General features: G+C 52.8%; 25 protein-coding genes. 6 read left to right on the top strand and 19 right to left on the bottom strand.

Translation table 11 applies throughout. The features are described 5' to 3' along the window. Positions 1-354 precede the first annotated feature (354 nt). Positions 355-909, top strand: a complete 555-nt coding sequence (locus tag CWM53_RS30320) for a gamma carbonic anhydrase family protein (RefSeq protein ID WP_008807065.1) — start codon at positions 355-357, stop codon at positions 907-909. On the opposite strand, the gene CWM53_RS30315 is transcribed toward CWM53_RS30320, so the two are convergent. The 6 genes from CWM53_RS30315 to dprA are packed head-to-tail and all read right to left on the bottom strand — an operon-like array spanning position 885 to position 4676. Then, positions 885-1142 (bottom strand): DUF1488 domain-containing protein, encoded by a 258-nt coding sequence (locus tag CWM53_RS30315; RefSeq protein WP_008807064.1) that lies wholly within the window; start codon positions 1140-1142, stop codon positions 885-887. The two genes, CWM53_RS30320 and CWM53_RS30315, sit on opposite strands and share 25 nt — an antisense overlap. Then, complete coding sequence (aroE, locus tag CWM53_RS30310; protein ID WP_008807063.1) at positions 1139-1957, bottom strand: shikimate dehydrogenase; 819 nt, start codon at positions 1955-1957, stop codon at positions 1139-1141. Before aroE ends, CWM53_RS30315 begins: the two co-directional genes overlap by 4 nt. A 3-nt stretch (positions 1958-1960) precedes the next feature. After that, a complete protein-coding gene (gene tsaC, locus CWM53_RS30305; RefSeq protein ID WP_100730536.1) occupies positions 1961-2533 on the bottom strand; it encodes an L-threonylcarbamoyladenylate synthase type 1 TsaC in 573 nt (190 codons plus the stop codon). Positions 2534-2537: 4 nt separating this feature from the next. Further along, positions 2538-3080 (bottom strand): type I DNA topoisomerase, encoded by a 543-nt coding sequence (locus CWM53_RS30300; RefSeq protein ID WP_048272070.1) that lies wholly within the window; start codon positions 3078-3080, stop codon positions 2538-2540. Positions 3081-3106: 26 nt separating this feature from the next. After that, complete coding sequence (gene smg / locus CWM53_RS30295) at positions 3107-3580, bottom strand: DUF494 family protein Smg (RefSeq protein ID WP_008807060.1); 474 nt, start codon at positions 3578-3580, stop codon at positions 3107-3109. Next, entirely contained in the window at positions 3552-4676 is a 1125-nt protein-coding gene (gene dprA, locus CWM53_RS30290) for a DNA-protecting protein DprA (RefSeq protein ID WP_074387087.1), read from the bottom strand. The genes smg and dprA overlap by 29 nt, the downstream gene beginning before the upstream one ends. 128 nt (positions 4677-4804) lie before the next feature. Here dprA and def point away from each other — a divergent pair, with 128 nt between their 5' ends. From def to mscL, 5 genes are all read left to right on the top strand, one after another. After that, entirely contained in the window at positions 4805-5314 is a 510-nt protein-coding gene (gene def / locus CWM53_RS30285; RefSeq protein WP_008807058.1) for a peptide deformylase, read from the top strand. Between the two features lie 14 nt (positions 5315-5328). Next, positions 5329-6276, top strand: a complete 948-nt coding sequence (gene fmt, locus CWM53_RS30280) for a methionyl-tRNA formyltransferase (protein ID WP_012540437.1) — start codon at positions 5329-5331, stop codon at positions 6274-6276. Positions 6277-6328: 52 nt separating this feature from the next. Next, positions 6329-7624 carry a 16S rRNA (cytosine(967)-C(5))-methyltransferase RsmB gene (rsmB, locus tag CWM53_RS30275; RefSeq protein ID WP_100632224.1) on the top strand — a complete coding sequence of 432 codons (1296 nt, stop codon included), beginning with the start codon at positions 6329-6331 and terminating at the stop codon, positions 7622-7624. A 13-nt stretch (positions 7625-7637) separates the two neighbouring features. After that, on the top strand, positions 7638-9014 hold the full coding sequence (gene trkA, locus CWM53_RS30270; protein ID WP_061153140.1) for a Trk system potassium transporter TrkA: 1377 nt from the start codon (positions 7638-7640) through the stop codon (positions 9012-9014). 140 nt (positions 9015-9154) lie between these two features. Continuing rightward, a complete protein-coding gene (gene mscL, locus CWM53_RS30265) occupies positions 9155-9568 on the top strand; it encodes a large-conductance mechanosensitive channel protein MscL (protein WP_004145325.1) in 414 nt (137 codons plus the stop codon). Here mscL and CWM53_RS30260 read toward each other — a convergent pair. The 13 genes from CWM53_RS30260 to rpsE all read right to left on the bottom strand — a co-directional run bounded on the left by CWM53_RS30260 (position 9504) and on the right by rpsE (position 16365). Further along, positions 9504-9782 (bottom strand): alternative ribosome-rescue factor A, encoded by a 279-nt coding sequence (locus CWM53_RS30260; RefSeq protein ID WP_071993293.1) that lies wholly within the window; start codon positions 9780-9782, stop codon positions 9504-9506. The two genes, mscL and CWM53_RS30260, sit on opposite strands and share 65 nt — an antisense overlap. 57 nt (positions 9783-9839) lie before the next feature. Continuing rightward, entirely contained in the window at positions 9840-10268 is a 429-nt protein-coding gene (gene zntR / locus CWM53_RS30255; RefSeq protein ID WP_074387083.1) for a Zn(2+)-responsive transcriptional regulator, read from the bottom strand. Between the two features lie 2 nt (positions 10269-10270). Beyond that, the gene (locus tag CWM53_RS30250) at positions 10271-10639 is read right to left on the bottom strand and encodes a DUF1992 domain-containing protein (RefSeq protein ID WP_074387082.1); all 369 of its coding nucleotides are present in this window, start codon (positions 10637-10639) and stop codon (positions 10271-10273) included. A gap of 107 nt (positions 10640-10746) precedes the next feature. Continuing rightward, positions 10747-11133, bottom strand: a complete 387-nt coding sequence (rplQ, locus tag CWM53_RS30245) for a 50S ribosomal protein L17 (protein ID WP_002919206.1) — start codon at positions 11131-11133, stop codon at positions 10747-10749. Positions 11134-11173: 40 nt separating this feature from the next. Beyond that, positions 11174-12163, bottom strand: a complete 990-nt coding sequence (locus tag CWM53_RS30240; RefSeq protein ID WP_002919219.1) for a DNA-directed RNA polymerase subunit alpha — start codon at positions 12161-12163, stop codon at positions 11174-11176. A gap of 25 nt (positions 12164-12188) precedes the next feature. Beyond that, positions 12189-12809, bottom strand: a complete 621-nt coding sequence (gene rpsD / locus CWM53_RS30235; RefSeq protein ID WP_002919224.1) for a 30S ribosomal protein S4 — start codon at positions 12807-12809, stop codon at positions 12189-12191. Positions 12810-12842: 33 nt separating this feature from the next. Further along, a complete protein-coding gene (gene rpsK, locus CWM53_RS30230; RefSeq protein ID WP_004388621.1) occupies positions 12843-13232 on the bottom strand; it encodes a 30S ribosomal protein S11 in 390 nt (129 codons plus the stop codon). Between the two features lie 16 nt (positions 13233-13248). Then, on the bottom strand, positions 13249-13605 hold the full coding sequence (gene rpsM / locus CWM53_RS30225) for a 30S ribosomal protein S13 (RefSeq protein WP_002919259.1): 357 nt from the start codon (positions 13603-13605) through the stop codon (positions 13249-13251). A gap of 146 nt (positions 13606-13751) precedes the next feature. Next, the gene (gene rpmJ, locus CWM53_RS30220; protein ID WP_000868187.1) at positions 13752-13868 is read right to left on the bottom strand and encodes a 50S ribosomal protein L36; all 117 of its coding nucleotides are present in this window, start codon (positions 13866-13868) and stop codon (positions 13752-13754) included. Between the two features lie 33 nt (positions 13869-13901). Further along, positions 13902-15233, bottom strand: coding sequence for a preprotein translocase subunit SecY (secY, locus tag CWM53_RS30215; RefSeq protein ID WP_008807050.1), 1332 nt, complete (start codon positions 15231-15233; stop codon positions 13902-13904). Positions 15234-15240: 7 nt separating this feature from the next. Beyond that, positions 15241-15675 (bottom strand): 50S ribosomal protein L15, encoded by a 435-nt coding sequence (gene rplO, locus CWM53_RS30210; RefSeq protein WP_061153137.1) that lies wholly within the window; start codon positions 15673-15675, stop codon positions 15241-15243. Between the two features lie 3 nt (positions 15676-15678). Continuing rightward, positions 15679-15858: a 50S ribosomal protein L30 gene (gene rpmD / locus CWM53_RS30205; RefSeq protein WP_001140434.1), complete on the bottom strand. Its 180-nt coding sequence runs from the start codon at positions 15856-15858 to the stop codon at positions 15679-15681. A gap of 3 nt (positions 15859-15861) precedes the next feature. Further along, positions 15862-16365 carry a 30S ribosomal protein S5 gene (gene rpsE / locus CWM53_RS30200; protein WP_000940121.1) on the bottom strand — a complete coding sequence of 168 codons (504 nt, stop codon included), beginning with the start codon at positions 16363-16365 and terminating at the stop codon, positions 15862-15864. Positions 16366-16373 lie beyond the last annotated feature (8 nt).

Raw genomic sequence — 16373 nt, 5'->3', positions numbered from 1 at the left:
GATTGTCTGATAAATTGTTAAAGAGCAGTTGCGACGCGCTTTAGCGCTCTGTCGCGAGGTGGCGTATATTACGCTTTCCTCTTTCAGAGTCAACCCTGAATTTCAGGATTTTTCTCTTCAACCGAACTGGCTGTTTGTGTGAAGTGATTCACATCTGCCGTGTCAGTGGGAGCGCATTATAGGGATCCCATTTTTTTGCACAAGCCTTTTTTCGATCTTTTTTTCTGAATGGTGATTTTTCACCCTTTTCGTCGCGTAATTGCACGATTTGCTCAATTTTCACCGTTTTCAGGGGTTGCACAGGGAGATAAAAGCCACCAAAGTCTTCTTACATTCCGGTATTTTGAGGTCTATATGTCTGCTCAGCTGCGCCCCTATAAAGCATTTTTCCCACAAATCGGTCTTCGCGTCATGATTGACGCATCCAGCGTTGTCATCGGTGATGTCAGAATTGCCGATGATGTCAGCGTCTGGCCTCTGGTGGCCATTCGCGGCGACGTCAACTATGTATCGATAGGTCAACGCAGCAATATTCAGGACGGTAGCGTTCTCCATGTGACCCATAAGTCCTCTTATAAGCCGGAGGGAAATCCGCTGATCATTGGTGAGGATGTAACTGTTGGTCATAAAGTGATGCTGCACGGCTGCACTATCGGCAACCGCGTGCTGGTTGGTATGGGTTCGATCTTATTAGATGGTGTCGTCGTTGGCGATGACGTCATGATTGGTGCAGGCAGTTTGGTACCGCAGAACAAACAACTGGAAAGCGGCTACCTTTACTTTGGCAATCCGGTCAAACAGATCCGCCCCCTGACGGAGACGGAACGGGAAGGACTGAAGTATTCAGCAAATAACTATGTGAAATGGAAAAATGAATACCTGGATCAGGATAACCAGATCCAGCCCTGAGCATCTTCCTGACCATCGCGGATCAATGCTTCCACCTCTTCCTCTAGATCCCAACGATGTTCCTGGAAGGCGGCCAGCCACTGCGCTGGCCCCTCTGCACCAAAACGCTGCTGCAGGCTCTGTCCTGAAATTGCGCAGGTTAATTGCATCCCATTGACCAGCACAGGAAAAACCACACCCTGCCGTTCGGCATCCCATGATTCCCGGTCAGGAAACTGAATCGCCTGATTCATGCATTCAGTTCCTGCTGCAGCGTTTCGATGACCGGAGCGATAGCCGGCAGGACGCCGTGCCATAGCAGAACAGCATGGGCGGCTTGCGCCACCAGCATTCCCAGCCCATCAGCACAGTGGACTGCGCCATACTGCTGGCACCAGTGAAGAAACGGTGTTGGCCCTTTCTGGTAAAACATGTCATAGCAATACACGTCAGCGTGGACAACAGATGCCGGGATAGCCGGTACATCACCGTCTATTCCACTGGACGTCGCATTGATGATCAGATCGAATGTTTCCCCGGATAAGGTATCCATCTCTCTTGCGCTGACGCTACCGGTATGGGCGAAGAGAGTGGCTAACTCATGGGCACGAGAATAGGTTCGATTCACGATCGTGACGGCACATCCCAGCGACAGAAGCGGCAAAAGAACCCCGCGTGATGCGCCACCAGCACCTACCAGCAGGATCCGCTGGCGCGGCTTAATGAACCCCAGGCGTTCCAGATCGCTCAGGAGGCCAATACCGTCGGTGTTGTCCCCCAGTAAACGGCCATCTTCCAGGCGTTTCAGGGTATTTACTGCTCCCGCCAGCGCAGCGCGTTCTGTCAGCTCGTCCGCGCGCGCAAAAGCTTCCTCTTTAAAAGGAACGGTGACGTTGGCCCCCTTTCCTCCTTCTGCAAAGAACTGATTCAGAGAAGAGACAAAATCGTCCAGCGGCGCCAGCACACGTCCATAAGGATGAGTAATCCCTAACTGGCGGGCAAACAGCTGATGAATAGAAGGCGATTTGCTGTGCGCGATCGGATTACCAAAAACAGCGTAGGTTTCCATGGTTCACCCCTGGCGGAACAGTTCACCCGTCAGGGCATCACGGATTTCAGATGGATTTTGCCGTCCACCCGTGGCGCCATCCACGACCGGGAAGCTGTCACCAAACTGAGCATGAACCTCTGCGGTGGTACGACACGGTGGCTGCCCGGTGAGATTGGCGCTCGTCGAGACCAGCGGTTTTCCGTAGGCTTCGCACAATTCAATCACCAGCGGATGGTTAGTCACGCGTACGGCCAGCGAATCAAAACGCCCCGTCAGCCAGCGCGGCGTTTCGGGACGCGCAGGGAATACGAACGTCACCGGTCCTGGCCAGCAGGAAAAGATAGCGTCCCGCTGCGAGTCACTTAACCGTGAATCATCAACATAAGGCTTCAACTGCTCAAAACTGGCGGCGATAAGGATCAATCCCTTGTCAACAGGACGCTGCTTCAGCTCCAGCAGACGCATGACGGCCGTTTCGCTGTCTGGATCGCAGCCAACGCCAAAAACGGCTTCCGTGGGGTAGGCGATGACATGTTCATTTTTCAGTACCGCCACGGCATGGGCGACGGTTTCTGAGGGCAGGTTATTATTCACTGATTTATTCCGCCGGGATCGGCTTTCCACATTGTTTACTGGCGCAAAAGCGTTTCACGCCCTGCGCCGTCTTCTTTTCAATTAACAGCGGGTAATGGCATTCAGGGCATTCGCCCGCTACCGGTTTAAAATTGATAACGAACTGGCAATCAGGGTAGCGATCGCAGGAATGAAAGGTTTTACCGAAACGAGAGCGACGCTGGACCAGATGCCCTTGTCCGCATTGCGGACAGGCGATAGCGGTCTCATCGGGTTTATCAATCAGCTCGGTATGCTCGCATTCAGGATAGCGACTGCAGCCGATAAACATACCAAAGCGCCCCTGGCGTAACACCATGACAGCGCCGCAAGATGGGCACTCCTGTCCCTCCAGCACCTTAACGATATGACCGTCCGCCTGACTTTTCAGGGGACGGATATAGTCACAGTCCGGATAATGCGAACAGCCGAGAAACGGGCCATGTTTCCCGGAACGGATCACCAGTTCAGCCCCGCACTGCGGGCAGGGCTCATTTTTACGCACCGAAAACAGTGCTGATTTGGTCATAACAACTCGATGTTGCTGCAAAAAGATTAATGCAGCATACCTTCATTTACTTCGAAGAGTAATTCTTCCATTTGCTGATAGGCGTTTTCACAACCCGGAATGTTGAACAGTACCATCAGGATGACCCATTTCAGGTCTTCCAGTTCAAATTCTGCTGTATCCAGCGCCAGGACGCGCTCTATCACCATTTCTCGCGTTTCGAGGTTCAACACCTGAATCTGCTCGAGGAAGAGTAAAAATCCCCGGCAACTGGCATCCAGACGCTGGCACTCCTCTTCGGTATACACCCGAAGCGACAGCGGGTCGGAAGCGAGCTGCATGGGTTCAACGAGACCTTCCTGATAATCAGCCAGTTTCTCGAGCCACATTAACGCGTTATAGATATCTTCCCGCTCAAAACCCGCATCGGTAAGATCCCGCGTCAGTTTGTCCTGATCCACGCGCATTTCTGCTTCGTTATGGATGTAAGTTTCAAACAAATACATGAGTACGTCGAACATGGCTTGCCCTCCTTAATCGGACATAGCCGCCGGGTACAGCTGCGATCCAGCCTGCTAACTCCAGTTCAAGTAGCTGAGCTACGGTTACTGGCACAGATTGGCCGGCACGTTCAGCGACAACGTCAACAGGTGTTACCTCATCTCCTACGTTAGCCAGGAGCTCCGGAAATGGCAATGCTACAGACGGCTGATCGGCGCAATTATTTATCGAATCAGACGTATCAGTAAGCCAGGCCAGCTCGTTTTGCCAGTACTCCACGATATCCTCTGGCGAGGTCACCGGTACCGCGCCTTGCTTGATTAACCAGTGCGGACCTTCAGATCCCGGATTACCAATCGGGCCAGGCAGGGCGAACACATCTCTTCCCTGCTCCAGGGCGCAACGGACGGTGACCAGCGATCCGCTTCGCAACGCCGCCTCAATCACCAGCACGCCCAAACTTAAGCCGCTGATAATACGGTTACGTCGGGGAAAATGAGCGGGAAGCGGCGGCGTAATGAGTGGAAATTCAGAGACCAGCGTACCGCCATTGTCGATGATCTGTTGGGCGAGGTTTGCATGGCGCCGCGGATAAACCTGTTCCAGCCCGTTGCCCAGCACCGCGATGGTTTTCCCCTCCGCGGCCAGCGCGCCGCGGTGCGCAACGCCATCAATGCCTAACGCCAGCCCACTGGTGATGGTGATCCCTCTACGCGCCAGCGTTTCGCTGAACAGTTTTCCCCAGCGGGCGCCATACCAGGAGTGCAAACGGCTGCCAATAACGGCAAGCTGCGCGCTGTGAAGCAGGGCGGGGTCGCCACTGACCAGCAACGCGCCGGGGTAATCAGCGATAGCCCTTAGCCGCAACGGATAGCGCGGATCGTCGGCCCGTAACAGATGATGATCCGGGTGTTCCAACCAGCGCCGCGTCTCGTCAAGCTCACGCTCGTCAAACCGTAAAAATGGCTTCGCCTGCGCCGCAGTCATCCCAACGGCATGCAGCGCTTCACTATCAACGGAAGCGGCTGCGCATAACCGCTGCGCGATATCCAGCATCCTGTCGCCATACAAATTACTGACCTTCATCAGCCGCAGCCAAATCTCGTCGGGCGTCATCCTTACCCCCTGCCATAAGCGGCATTGACAATCTTTGCGATTGGACAGTGAGACTGTCAATTGCAGGGGGTTTTGTCTAGAATAGAGCTAATAATCTTATCAACTCCTGAATACGACTCTGGAACTTTATGGCAGTTTTGCAAGTGTTACATATTCCGGACGAGCGCCTTCGCAAAGTCGCCGAGCCGGTCAAAGAAGTGAATGCGGAAATTCAGCGTATCGTCGATGATATGTTCGACACCATGTACGCCGAGGAAGGCATCGGTCTGGCCGCAACCCAGGTCGATATCCATCAGCGCATCATCGTTATCGATGTGTCGGAAAACCGTGAAGAGCGGCTGGTGTTAATCAACCCGGAGTTGCTGGAAAAAGACGGCGAAACCGGTATTGAAGAAGGCTGCTTGTCCATTCCGGAACAGCGTGCTCTGGTACCCCGTGCGGAAAAAGTGAAGATCCGTGCGCTGGATCGCGACGGTAAGCCGTTTGAGCTGGAGGCCGATGGCCTGCTGGCTATCTGTATCCAGCATGAAATGGATCACCTGGTTGGCAAACTGTTTATTGACTATCTGTCACCGCTCAAACAACAGCGCATTCGTCAGAAGGTTGAGAAACTGGATCGTTTACGTTCCCGTGCCTGATAACAAGGAATACCGTGTCACATTCACTACGTATCATTTTCGCCGGCACCCCCGATTTTGCAGCGCGTCATCTTGACGCGTTGTTGTCGTCTGAACATCAGATCGTTGGCGTGTTTACTCAGCCAGACCGTCCCGCGGGACGCGGCAAAAAATTGATGCCGAGCCCGGTAAAAGTGCTGGCTGAAGCCCATGATGTCCCCGTATTCCAGCCATCGTCTCTTCGTCCGCAGGAGAACCAACAGCTCGTCGCCGATTTGGGCGCCGATATCATGGTGGTGGTGGCGTATGGTCTGATTCTGCCAAAAGCGGTGCTTGAAATGCCGCGACTGGGCTGTATCAACGTTCATGGCTCCCTGCTGCCGCGCTGGCGTGGCGCCGCGCCGATCCAGCGTTCGCTGTGGGCGGGCGATAGTGAAACCGGCGTGACCATCATGCAGATGGACGTCGGCCTTGATACGGGTGACATGCTGTATAAGCTTTCCTGCCCCATTACCGCTGAGGATACCAGCGGCAGCCTGTACGATAAGCTGGCCGATCTCGGCCCACAGGGACTGCTGACAACCTTAGCGCAACTGGCAAACGGAACGGCACAGCCTGAAGTCCAGGACGAGTCACTCGTCAGTTATGCCGAGAAGCTGAGTAAAGAAGAGGCCCGCATCGACTGGTCGCTTTCCGCTGCACAGCTGGAACGTTGCATCCGGGCGTTTAATCCTTGGCCAATGAGCTGGCTGGAGATTGACGGGCAGCCAGTCAAAGTCTGGCGGGCATCGGTTATTGCCGAAGTCACGCACGCCGAGCCGGGAACAATAGTGGCAGCAACCAAACAGGGTATTCAGGTCGCCACGGGTGATGGGATCCTCAGTCTGGAATCGCTACAGCCAGCGGGTAAAAAAGCGATGAGCTCGCAGGACTTACTCAATTCCCGCCGGGAGTGGTTCATCCCTGGTACCCGTCTCGCCTGACGGTTGTCTCTTTAAAAGCCCGGGTTAGCCGGGCATTTTTATTTTTGCGCTTATGAAAAACAAAATAAACTTACGCAGTCTGGCCGCCCAGGCTATCGAGCAAGTGATTGAACAAGGTCAGTCTTTGAGCAACGTTCTGCCCCCTCTGCAGCAGAAAGTCAGCGATAAAGACAAAGCGCTGTTGCAGGAGCTGTGTTTTGGCGTATTGCGTACGCTCAGTCAGCTTGAGTGGCTTATCAACAAGCTGATGGCGCGTCCGATGACCGGCAAACAGCGCACCGTGCATTTTCTAATCATGGTTGGGCTTTATCAGTTGCTCTATACCCGTATTCCTCCGCATGCCGCACTGGCGGAAACGGTAGAAGGCGCGGTGGCCATTAAACGCCCGCAGCTTAAAGGGCTGATCAACGGCGTGCTACGCCAGTTCCAGCGCCAGCAGGAAGCGTTATTAGCCGAATTTGCTGAGCATGAAAACCGCTATCTTCATCCCAAATGGCTGCTGAAACGCCTGCAGCAGGCCTGGCCGCAGCAGTGGCAGGAGATCGTCGATGCGAACAACCAGCGCCCGCCGATGTGGCTGCGCGTTAACCGCAACCATCATTCCCGGGATGAATGGCTTGCTCTGCTTAAAGAGGCCGGCTTAGAGGGTTTCACCCATCCTGACTATCCGGACGCCGTGCGTATGGCCACCCCTGCCCCGGTCCTTGCGTTGCCAGGCTTTGCCGAAGGCTGGGTCACCGTCCAGGATGCCTCGGCCCAGGGCTGTATGCGATACCTGCTGCCAGAAAATGGCGAACGCATTCTCGATCTTTGCGCCGCGCCGGGCGGCAAGACGACGCATATTCTGGAGGTTGCCCCGCAGGCTCAGGTCATGGCGGTGGATATTGATGAACTGCGTCTGTCACGCGTCTATGACAACCTGAAGCGTCTGGGCATGAAAGCCGAAGTCAAACAGGGCGATGGTCGCTTCCCTGAGCAGTGGTGTGGCAACGAACAGTTCGATCGTATTCTGCTGGATGCCCCCTGCTCCGCCACCGGCGTCATTCGCCGTCATCCTGATATCAAGTGGTTGCGCCGGGATCGGGATATCGCCGAATTAGCCCAGCTGCAGGCCGAGATCCTGAATGCCACCTGGCCACATCTGAAGCCAGGCGGCACGCTGGTGTATGCTACCTGTTCTATTCTGCCGGAAGAGAATAGCCAGCAAATTGCCGCCTTCCTCGCGCGAACCCCGGATGCAGAACTTCACGCAACCGGCACGCCGGAGAGTCCCGGGCAGCAAAATCTGCCGGGCCCGGAAGAAGGTGATGGCTTCTTTTACGCTAAGCTAATCAAACGTCAGAACTAATGGGTCATTGCAGATGAAGATTATTATTCTGGGCGCCGGCCAGGTCGGCGGCACGCTGGCGGAAAACCTCGTCGGCGAGAACAATGATATTACGCTGGTTGATACCAATGGCGACCGTCTGCGCAGCCTGCAGGATAAGTTCGACCTGCGTGTCGTCCAGGGACATGGCTCTCACCCTCGCGTACTGCGGGAGGCGGGGGCCGATGATGCCGATATGCTGGTAGCGGTCACCAGTTCGGATGAAACCAATATGGTGGCCTGCCAGGTCGCCTACTCATTATTCAATACCCCAAACCGTATAGCCCGTATTCGTGCGCCTGATTACGTTCGTGATGCGGATAAACTCTTCAATTCTGAAGCGGTGCCCATCGATCACTTGATCGCCCCGGAACAGCTGGTCATCGACAATATTCACCGCCTGATCGAATATCCTGGCGCGCTTCAGGTCGTGAACTTCGCCGAAGGGAAAGTCAGCCTCGCCGTAGTAAAAGCGTATTACGGTGGTCCGCTGGTAGGGAATGCGTTGTCCACCATGCGGGAGCATATGCCGCATATCGATACGCGTGTGGCCGCTATTTTCCGCCACGATCGTCCTATTCGCCCACAGGGTTCGACGATTGTGGAAGCCGGCGATGAAGTATTCTTTATTGCCGCCTCGCAGCATATTCGCGCAGTCATGAGTGAGCTGCAGCGACTGGAAAAGCCGTATAAGCGTATTATGCTGGTCGGCGGCGGCAATATTGGTGCGGGTCTGGCCCATAAGCTGGAAAAAGATTACAGCGTCAAGCTTATCGAACGTAATCAGCAGCGAGCTGCTGAGCTTGCGGAAAAGCTGCAGCATACAATCGTCTTCTACGGTGATGCATCGGACCAGGAGCTGCTGGCTGAAGAGCATATTGATCAGGTGGACCTGTTTATTGCCGTCACAAACGATGACGAAGCAAATATTATGTCTGCGATGCTGGCCAAACGGATGGGGGCGAAAAAAGTGATGGTGCTGATCCAGCGCAAAGCCTATGTTGATCTGGTCCAGGGCAGCGTCATCGATATTGCGATATCGCCTCAGCAGGCTACAATTTCCGCACTCCTCAGCCATGTCCGTAAAGCCGATATTGTCGGCGTCTCCTCCCTGCGCCGCGGCGTTGCCGAAGCGATCGAGGCAGTCGCACACGGCGATGAAAGCACCTCGCGGGTAGTAGGACGTTCGATCGATGAGATCAAGCTTCCGCCAGGTACGATCATCGGCGCCGTCGTGCGTGGCAACGACGTTATGATCGCGAATAATAATCTGCGGATCGAGCAGGGCGATCATGTGATCATGTTTTTGACCGACAAAAAGTTTATTTCCGATGTAGAAAGGCTGTTCCAGCCAAGTCCTTTCTTCCTGTAATTCCCAGGGCGCCGGACAGGCGCCTTTTTATTATCCCTTATTATTCAAAGGTTAATAATTTGCGGTAACTATCTACTGGTAATGGCAAATGAAAATACATTTGTTAAACTTACATCGTCAGCTGGCACAAGGAGAATAAAATGAGTTTTTTAAAAGAGTTTCGCGAATTCGCGATGCGCGGGAACGTTGTCGATTTGGCAGTGGGTGTGATCATCGGTGCAGCATTCGGTAAAATTGTTTCATCGCTGGTCGCAGATATTATTATGCCACCACTCGGCCTGTTGATTGGCGGGATCGATTTTAAACAGTTTGCCGTCACGCTACGTGATGCCCAGGGCGATGTCCCTGCTGTCGTGATGCATTATGGGGTATTCATTCAGAACGTTTTCGATTTCATCATCGTCGCGTTTGCCATCTTCATGGCGATTAAACTGATGAATAAGTTAAATCGTAAGAAAGAAGAGGCTCCGGCGGCGCCGCCAGCTCCTTCTAAAGAAGAAGTCCTGCTGAGCGAAATTCGCGATCTGCTGAAAGAACAAAACAACCGTTCTTAATCAGCACAGAAAGCAGAAGGCCAGTGGTAAAAAAGCGATTCGCTTGCTTGCCACTGGCCTCCCGGTCAATCCTTCCTGCATGTTTATCTTTACGTTGATAGCTTCCTTTCCCTTTCTTGTTTTTCTCTACACGCTGCCTGAATAACGGATCGTGGAGAAGTGCCTCAATGGCGTTATCTTTGATTTGCCCTTTGGTATGCTGATAGCGACTCATAGTAACTCCAGTGCATGTGTGAATTCCGCGCGAGTGTAGATCCACGCGATGAAAAAATCAACGGCCCGTAGTACCGCCATTGCTGGCGCCTTGTTCAAGGGCCTCAAGGATCGAACAATAAACACTACTGTGCGCAGTCCCACAGCAGGCATCATTAAGCCGCTGCAGAGAGCGACGCATCGTCTGCAACTCTTTGATCCGCGCCTCGACTTCGCTTAATCGCGCCTGAACGATCCCTTTCGATTCCTGGCAGGTATGGTGCTCCGGATCGATACGGATCGACAATAATTCGCGGATCGCTTCCAGAGTGAAGCCCAGCTGACGGGCATAGCGAATAAAGCGTAGCCGCTGAAGATCGTTATCCGAGTAAAGACGAAATCCCCCCTCGGTGCGCACGTCATGATCCATCATTTGCTGTTTCTCATAATAACGGATGGTATCTGGCGTGACGTCAGCCAGCTTAGCCAGCTCACCAATACGATACATATTTACTCCTGATTCATTCTTTGTAGCAAAGCATCGGCATACTCACCGCGTAAAAAGTCGGTGCTCAGGCCAGCCTGACGAAGCTTCAGTTCGAGCAAGGCAAGCCGTTTACTGAGTTCAGCATGACGCGGATCGTCCTGACGGACGCCCTTCAGTAAATCAGCCAGTGCCACCGCTTCCCTACGCTGCTCCAGCTCCGGGGGGAGGCACCCAGCATTCTTCAGAAGGCGATAACCTGCCCGCAGCTCCGTCGGCACATGTGAATCGTCATCGAGAGTCAGCGGTTCGCCGCTGCCGGGTAAACAATCGAACTCACCTTTAGCTTGGGCATCGAGGATATGGCGTTCCGCCCACTGATCCAGTAACCACATTCTACGGCTCCGGGGATGAACAAAAAGAGTACAGATAGTGTAGTGAAGTGGGGATAAGGTAGATATAAAAAAACCCGCCGGGGCGGGTTTTTTTACGTTACTACAGATTACTCTGCAGCAGCTTCTGCTTTCGGCTCAGCACGATCAACCAGCTCGATGTATGCCATCGGCGCGTTGTCGCCTGCACGGAAGCCACACTTCAGAATGCGAGTGTAACCACCGGCGCGGCTCGCGAAACGCGGGCCCAGCTCGTTAAACAGTTTTGCCACGATCTCGTTATCACGAGTGCGGGCGAATGCCAGACGACGATTAGCAACGCTATCAGTCTTGGCAAGAGTAATCAGCGGCTCAACTACGCGACGCAGTTCTTTCGCTTTCGGCAGGGTCGTCTTGATGATTTCATGACGAACCAGCGAACCTGCCATGTTACGGAACATAGCCTGGCGATGGCTGCTGTTGCGGTTCAGTTGACGACCACTCTTACGATGGCGCATGACCTTATCCTTCTCAGTAAAACCTTAACCTGTGATCCGGTTACTCGTCAGCAATGCTTGCTGGTGGCCAGTTTTCCAGGCGCATGCCCAGAGACAGTCCACGGGAAGCCAGCACGTCTTTAATCTCAGTAAGAGATTTTTTACCCAGGTTCGGCGTTTTCAGCAACTCAACCTCGGTACGCTGTACCAGATCACCGATATAGTGGATAGCTTCTGCCTTGAGGCAGTTAGCAGAGCGGACAGTCAATTCCAGATCGTCAACAGGGCGCAGCAGGATCGGATCGAACTCTGGTTTCTCTTCTTTCACTTCTGGCTGACGTACATCACGTAAGTCAACAAAAGCTTCCAGTTGTTCAGCCAGAATGGTTGCCGCACGACGAATCGCCTCTTCAGGATCGATTGTGCCGTTGGTTTCCATTTCGATGACCAGCTTGTCCAGGTCGGTACGCTGTTCTACACGCGCAGCTTCAACATTGTAGGCAATACGCTCTACAGGGCTGTAGCAGGCGTCGACCAGCAGACGGCCGATTGGGCGCTCATCTTCTTCCGAATGAATTCGGGCAGAAGCCGGCACATAACCGCGACCGCGCTGAACTTTGATACGCATGCTAATAGCAGCGTTCTCATCAGTCAGGTGGCAAATCACGTGCTGCGGCTTGACGATTTCGACATCACCGTCGTGGGTAATGTCGGCTGCAGTCACAGGGCCAATGCCAGATTTATTCAAAGTAAGGATGACTTCATCTTTACCCTGAACTCTCACCGCCAGCCCTTTCAGGTTGAGCAGGATTTCAAGGATGTCTTCCTGAACGCCTTCTTTGGTGCTGTACTCGTGCAGTACACCATCAATCTCAACCTCGGTCACCGCGCAACCCGGCATCGATGAGAGCAGAATACGGCGCAGTGCGTTACCCAGAGTATGGCCGAAGCCACGCTCTAAAGGCTCAAGGGTCACCTTGGCGTGCGTCGAACTCACTTGCTCGATATCGACCAGGCGCGGTTTTAGAAACTCTGTCACAGAACCCTGCATTGTGTCCTCTCTTTGGTACTAAGCTTTACTTGGAGTAAAGCTCGACGATCAGGTGTTCGTTAATGTCCGCAGACAGATCAGAACGCTCCGGCTGACGCTTGAACGTACCTTCCATCTTGCCAGCATCAACTTCCAGCCAGGTTGGCTTTTCACGCTGCTCAGCCAGCTCCAGAGCGGCTTTCACGCGAGATTGCTTTTTCGCTTTCTCACGAATGCTGACAACGTCATTCGCTTTAACCTGATAAGAAGCGATGTTAACAACACGACCGTTTACCATAATCGCTTTGTGGCTAACCAGCTGGCGTGCTTCAGCACGAGTGGCGCCGAAGCCCATACGGTATACAACGTTGTCCAGACGACCTTCCAGCAGAGCCAACAGGTTTTCACCGGTGTTGCCTTTCAGACGTGCTGCTTCTTTATAGTAGTTACGGAACTGACGCTCCAGCACACCGTACATACGGCGAACTTTTTGCTTTTCACGCAACTGCACACCATAGTCAGACAGACGCGGTTTACGCGCACCGTGCTGGCCAGGAGCTTGTTCAATTTTACACTTGGTATCGATCGCGCGAACGCCAGACTTAAGGAATAAGTCGGTGCCCTCACGACGGCTCAGCTTGAGCTTAGGACCCAAATATCTTGCCATTTTCTTTCTCCAACTAACCTGGAAAACGTAGCGTTATACGCGACGTTTCTTCGGCGGACGACAACCGTTATGAGGGATCGGAGTCACATCAGTAATATTAGTGATGCGGAAACCAGCGGCGTTCAGTGCACGAATGGTAGATTCGCGACCCGGACCCGGACCTTTGACCATAACTTCCAGATTCTTGATGCCGTATTCTTTTACGGCTTCTGCGCAACGCTCTGCTGCAACCTGAGCTGCAAACGGAGTGGATTTGCGAGAACCACGGAAACCGGAACCACCGGCTGTTGCCCAACCCAGTGCGTTACCCTGACGATCAGTAATAGTAACGATGGTGTTGTTAAAAGAAGCATGGATATGAGCCACGCCATCAGAGACTTGTTTTCTTACACGCTTACGTGCACGAACTGGTGCCTTTGCCATTATTCAATCACCCCGATTATTTCTTGATCGGTTTACGCGGACCCTTACGGGTACGTGCGTTGGTCTTGGTACGCTGACCGCGAACCGGAAGACCACGACGATGGCGTAAACCACGGTAGCAACCAAGGTCCATCAGACGCTTGATGCTCAGGGTGATTTCACGGCGCAGATCACCTTCAACGACAAATTTACCTACTGCTTCACGCAGAATATCAATTTGTTCTTCAGACAGCTCACTGATCTTAACATTTTCAGCGATGCCCGTTTCAGCGCAGATAGCTTTAGAACGGGTTTTGCCGATACCGAAAATAGCGGTTAAAGCGATTACGGTATGTTTGTGATCAGGAATGTTAATGCCTGCTATACGGGCCACTATGCACTCCTACTATTTAATATGTACGTACCATGCTGAAAAGCCCGTTTTCAGGATACTCAAATGGAAACGTACAGACATACAAAAGATTGGCTGGCTAATCTAGCCAGCTCAATCCAACTTTGCAAGAAAAATATGCGAATAAATCAGCCTTGGCGCTGTTTATGCTTCGGCTCGGCACTGCAAATCACACGGATGACGCCATCACGCTTAACGATTTTGCAGTTACGGCATAATTTCTTGACGGAAGCACGAACTTTCATTTTTACTCTCCGTAACTTCTCGGGCGACCAGTTTTAACGGCCGTAGCCTTTCAGGTTCGCCTTCTTCAATGCAGACTCATACTGACTGGACATCATCAGAGTTTGCACTTGAGCCATAAAGTCCATAATCACGACAACAACGATAAGCAGCGATGTCCCACCGAAGTAGAACGGCACTTTCATCGCGTCACGCATGAACTCCGGGATCAGGCAGATAAAAGTAATATACAACGCACCAACCAGAGTCAGGCGAGTCATCACTTTATCGATATACTTCGCCGTTTGCTCTCCCGGACGAATTCCTGGTACAAATGCACCGGACTTCTTCAGGTTATCTGCTGTTTCACGCGGGTTGAAAACCAACGCCGTGTAGAAGAAACAGAAGAAGATGATTGCAGACGCATAGAGTAACACATAAAGCGGTTGCCCAGGCTGCAAATACAGCGAAATTGTTGTCAGCCAGTTCCAACCAGTACCACCCCCGAACCATGACGTGATGGTTGCCGGGAACAGTATAATACTGGAAGCGAAGATTGCCGGGATTACCCCCGCCATATTCACTTTCAGCGGTAAATGTGTGCTCTGTGCAGCATAGACACGACGACCCTGCTGCCGTTTCGCGTAGTTTACCACAATGCGGCGTTGACCACGTTCAACGAATACAACAAAGAAGGTCACTGCAAATACTAATACTGCAACCAACAGCAACAGGAGGAAGTGCAGGTCGCCTTGACGCGCTTGCTCGATAGTATGGGCGATGGCCGGCGGGAGTCCCGCAACGATCCCGGCGAAGATCAGGATCGAGATACCGTTACCGATACCGCGCTCAGTGATCTGTTCGCCGAGCCACATCAGGAACATAGTCCCTGTGACCAGACTTACAACAGCGGTGAAATAGAATGCAAAGCCTGGATTAATCACCAGGCCCTGCATACCAGGCATATTCGGCAGACCGGTAGCAATACCGATCGACTGGAATATCGCCAGCACCAGAGTACCGTAGCGGGTGTACTGGCTGATCTTACGACGACCAGACTCCCCTTCTTTCTTCAGCTCTGCCAGCGGTTGGTAAACCACCGTCAGCAGTTGCACGATGATAGATGCCGAAATGTACGGCATAATCCCCAGTGCAAAGATAGAAGCACGGCTGAGAGCACCACCAGAGAACATGTTAAACATTTCAATGATGGTGCCTCGCTGTTGCTCAAGCAGTTTGGCAAGTACAGCGGCATCAATACCAGGGATCGGAATAAAAGAGCCAATACGGAACACTATCAGCGCACCGACCACAAACAGAAGTCTGCGTTTCAGCTCGCCAAGGCCACCTTTGGCACTTTGAAAATCTAATCCCGGTTGTTTAGCCATCTGCTACTTATTCCTCAATTTTACCGCCAGCAGCTTCGATAGCAGCACGAGCACCTTTAGTCACACGCAGGCCACGAACAGTTACCGGACGAGCTACTTCACCAGACAGGATCACTTTCGCGAACTCGATCTGGACGCCGATAATGTTAGCCGCTTTCAGCGCGTTCAGGTCTACTACATCGCCTTCTACGTGAGCCAGATCAGAGAGACGGATCTCTGCGGTGATCATCGCTTTACGAGAAGTGAAGCCGAATTTCGGCAGACGACGGTACAGAGGCATCTGACCACCCTCGAAACCGCGACGTACGCCACCGCCAGAACGAGACTTCTGACCTTTGTGACCACGACCACCGGTTTTACCGAGGCCAGAACCGATACCACGACCCAGGCGTTTACCCGCCTTTTTGGAGCCTTCGGCCGGAGACAGAGTATTTAAACGCATCTCTTACTCCTCAACTTTAACCATGAAGGAAACCGCGTTGACCATACCACGAACAGCAGGAGTATCCTCGCGCTCTACGGTGTGACCAATACGACGCAGACCCAGGCCAAGCAGTGTTGCCTTGTGTTTCGGCAGACGACCGATTGCACTGCGGGTTTGAGTAATTTTAATAGTCTTTGCCATGGTTTATTTCCCCAGAATTTCTTCAACGGATTTACCACGCTTGGCAGCGACCATTTCTGGAGAATTCATATTTTCCAGGCCATCAATAGTTGCACGAACCACGTTGATCGGGTTGGTGGAACCGTATGCTTTAGCCAGAACGTTATGAACCCCAGCAACTTCCAGAACGGCGCGCATTGCACCACCGGCGATGATACCGGTACCTTCGGAAGCTGGCTGCATGAATACACGAGAACCCGTGTGAACACCTTTAACCGGGTGTTGCAGGGTGCCGTTGTTCAGCGCGACGTTAATCATATTGCGACGGGCTTTTTCCATCGCTTTCTGGATCGCTGCTGGAACTTCACGCGCTTTACCGTAACCAAAACCAACGCGACCGTTACCATCGCCAACAACAGTCAGAGCTGTGAAGGAGAAAATACGACCACCTTTAACGGTTTTAGATACGCGGTTTACCGCGATCAGCTTTTCCTGCAGTTCGCCAGCTTGTTTTTCGATGTGAGCCATCTTACACC

Origin of the sequence: Klebsiella sp. A-Nf5 (assembly GCF_002810545.1) — a bacterium.
Taxonomy (GTDB): domain Bacteria; phylum Pseudomonadota; class Gammaproteobacteria; order Enterobacterales; family Enterobacteriaceae; genus Klebsiella; species Klebsiella variicola.
This window is presented reverse-complemented; position numbering and strand designations above follow the sequence as displayed.